A 3,326-nucleotide genomic window follows, 5' to 3' on the forward strand; every position below is an offset into this window, starting at 1 on the left:
CCCTCGAAAATCGCAACGCGCGGCTGAGACCCCCGCTCGGGCTACGCCCTCACGGAGGTCTCAGCCGCGCGCAAGGGTGGCCGACTTTTACGCCGCCCCGTGGCAGGTTTTTACGCCGCCGTTGACATCCCCTGATCGCAGGCCGGGCAATGGGTGACCTTAAGATCGGCGAGGAGTTCGCTGGCGTCTGCGACCCGCCCCATCCGCTCGATCTCAGCCGCGAGGTCCGCGCGATATCGCCGAACTTCGGCCAGCCGGTCCTCGGCCTCCAGACGCTTCTGGCGCGCCTCCGTCGCTTCTTCGAGCGCCGCCGCTCGTGCATGCCCGAGCTCGGAGAGGCGCGACCGATCCGACACCGGCAGGCTAGCGTCACTTGCAGTCGTCAGAACCTCGAGTTTGCGCGTTTGCAGGCGTTCGATTTCGTCTTGGAGACGTTTCAAGGCGGCGGTGACGGTGGTCTCGTTTACGCCCAAGGTGGCGTCCTCGGAGTCGAGAAGATTGACTGCCAGATCGTTGAGGGTCTCGCTGTACTGCTCGCGTCGCGCCCGGAGCCGCATCGACTTGAGCTTTAGATCGACGAGCTTGCCATAGTCGTCGCTGTAAATCCGCTCGGCCAGACCTAGGAATAGTAAGAGGCTGGCGTGCTGTTCATTGTCGGTCTGTTGATCGACGAGACCACTCCAGAACCGCTGCTGGCGGAAGATATGCCTCAACAAGGTGCGGAAGCTTAGCTCCGGCCAGGTCTGGCCGGACATCGGATTGCCCTTTGGGAAGTTCACCAGCGGGATACCCAGCTTCTCCATCAGCCAGTGCTGGAAGTCCTTGGCAAGCATGCCCTCATCGTCGACGAAGACCTTCCCTTTGGCACCGACCTCGCGCCAGCGCCGCTCGATCCTGAAGGTTTCGTCGCCGATGCAGATAGTGGCGGACGCCGCCTCATACTTCTCGGCCAGCCCTTCTTCGTCACTCTGCTCGTAGGGGTTCGCTCCCGTGTCGCCGAGCAGGAAGTCGAGCGTCTGCAGCCACTTCGTCTTACCGGTGTTCGGCCGCCCGACGAAGACGTTGACGCCGGGCACGAATGTGAGGTGCTCGACGTTGCCGGTTGCCAGGCGGCGCTCGAGGTCGCGGATGGAAAGAAAGGGCGCGCTCATTTAGTGATCACCTGTCCGAGAGGGCGTTTGCCGACTTCTTCGTCGAAGAGCTTGTAAATTAGGTTTTTCAGCACTGTACCCGACTTACGGCCGAAGGCCTTTTTCACAGATTTCTGACGCTCGACGAGGGTAGCGAAGGAGGGGCGTTTGGCGAGAGCCTTGGCCTTTTCGGCGCCTTCGGTCGATAGAGCGATCTGGTAGGAGTTCTTGAACTTTGACACGGTGATCAGCTGCCGCGCCTCGAGGTGCGCCAGCACCTGATAGTAGCGTTTGTCCCACGGGCCGTAGTGGTGCCGCACCATAGATGACTCGACAGCTTCGGCGTGATCGGCCGACGTGGTCTGGGCCTCGGGGTCGACCGCTGCCCGCGCGGCTTCGAAGAAATCTGGGTAGCGGGTGAAGAAGTCGAGCTTAGCCATTTTTGTCAGCCCGTCGATCCGCCCTGCTGTGCCGCAGATGTGCATCAGCAAAAGCAGCCGCGCCGCGTGGAATTCGAGGACATCGTCGGCTGCCAGGGGAAGACTGGCGGGACGGGTTCCGAGGCGAGACAGAGACTTCACAGCCCTGTCCGATCGAAACGCAGCAGACAGCGGTCTGCGATGTCATACATACAGCCCTTGAGGAAGGCTGAACGGTCGCCTTGGTCCGGCGGGAGGGAGGCGTTGATGGCATCCATTCGGTCGATGCATAGGGCGTGGAATGCCGGGCCGTCGAGATCGAGCGTCCCGGCAGCCCGCTTGGCGCTGAGGGTCTGGACCTCAGATTTGACGCGGCCCTGAAGCTGGCCCGCTTCGTCTGGCTGCATGTAGCGAGAGGTCCGGACGGCACGGGCGTAGTCTAGACGCATGTCGAGCGCCATCGCGGCGACCGTACCGATGAGGGAGGCGTCGTTCATCTTCTCAGCCAGCTTGCCACCCGAGGGCTGGGTGGCTCCGTCCTTAAGCTTGGCCAGGCACTTATCCCACAGCAACAAAAAGGCCTCGCGTGTCAGGATTTTCTGCTCCCTGTCCGGTTTCCATTTTGCATCACCAGCCGCCTTCACGTGTTTGCGCAACTCTTCCAGAAGGAGGTCAAGGTGCTCCGATAGCAGCGGGCGGCCGGCTGCCTGCATGAGTTCGAACAATCGGAGCTTGTTCTGAGCCTTCACGGCCAGTTCGTCGTGGCGCGCGTCCCAGAGGCAGTTGTCGAGCCAATAGTCAGTCCCGTGGCCCCGCTTGGACACGACGTCGGGCATTCGGTCATCAAGGTCCGACTTCAAGGCGACCATTTCCTCGCAGGTCAGTGCCCGAGCTTCGTGGCCGCGTTCATAGGTCAGCGGCGTCAGAAGCGAGACCACCGGGCGTAGTGTTACGATCCGGAAGCGCGCGGTCTCAGCGTGCTGGTCGCGATCTAACGATTTCTCGAAAATGGACGACCCGACAGCTTGTTTTTTGCGTAGGCACAGGTCCGCGATGGACCAGAGCTTATCTGCTTCGGCGCCCTTGACCTGAACGAATTCGGCGATTAGTAGCGGCGCGCCGATGTCCCAGACCAGAACCAGATCGTCGTGTGTCTCGAAATGAATCTTCACCAGCTGGGGGTTGGCCAACATCTCCAGAACGAAGCCGACGGCAATCTCGTCCTGATAGTTGAAACCTTTGCGCGCAATCGGGCCGCCTTCCTCGGAAGGGGCGGCGGCGTCGATGGAGGGCCAGACCTCTTCGTCGACCGTAAACAATTCACTTTCTGACAAACAGCCCTCGGCGCATTCTGATTTCTCGTTACAGCCCCCTGCTGTCACGTCCCGTGAAACTCTAAGCGCGGTGGGATACAACTCACAAGTGTACAAACGCATTCGCTATAGGGTTGTGCAGCAAGCGTCGATAGAGATTATGAACTTTGCTGCGGCTACATCAACACCACATCAACCCGCGACTGTCGGTTTCGCGCGGCTTTAGCAGGCGGATGCGGACGAAAGCCGGTGGATGCGGGGGCGATATATATCTGCGCATGATCAAAGGCTTGTCGCGTAAGGGGCTGAAATCTATAAGCTATTGGAATCGCTTTGCTTGTCCGTCGTCAGAACATTTGGCTCAGATCGGGGCTTAGATTAGCGGAGAGCGGGCCTCGTCTTGGGGTTGATGTTATGCGGCGAGCTTGCGGTGCTGCAAGCGCCGATGTTCGATGGTCTTTCGT

At 60.4% G+C, this 3,326-nt stretch carries 3 protein-coding genes; all 3 read right to left on the reverse strand.

All coding sequences use genetic code 11. The annotated features are described in order from the left end of the window. Window positions 1-110 precede the first annotated feature (110 nt). The 3 genes from C9E82_RS23625 to C9E82_RS23635 are packed head-to-tail and all read right to left on the reverse strand — an operon-like array spanning window position 111 to window position 2,868. Window positions 111-1,151, reverse strand: coding sequence for a hypothetical protein (locus C9E82_RS23625; protein WP_119901190.1), 1,041 nt, complete (start codon window positions 1,149-1,151; stop codon window positions 111-113). Beyond that, window positions 1,148-1,711 (reverse strand): hypothetical protein, encoded by a 564-nt coding sequence (locus C9E82_RS23630; protein WP_119901191.1) that lies wholly within the window; start codon window positions 1,709-1,711, stop codon window positions 1,148-1,150. The genes C9E82_RS23625 and C9E82_RS23630 overlap by 4 nt, the downstream gene beginning before the upstream one ends. Next, on the reverse strand, window positions 1,708-2,868 hold the full coding sequence (locus tag C9E82_RS23635) for a dsDNA nuclease domain-containing protein (RefSeq protein WP_170162192.1): 1,161 nt from the start codon (window positions 2,866-2,868) through the stop codon (window positions 1,708-1,710). The genes C9E82_RS23630 and C9E82_RS23635 overlap by 4 nt, the downstream gene beginning before the upstream one ends. Window positions 2,869-3,326: the final 458 nt, after the last annotated feature.

The sequence above is a fragment of the Paracoccus sigandri genome (assembly GCF_003709565.1).
In the GTDB taxonomy this organism is placed as follows: Bacteria; Pseudomonadota; Alphaproteobacteria; order Rhodobacterales; family Rhodobacteraceae; genus Paracoccus; species Paracoccus siganidrum.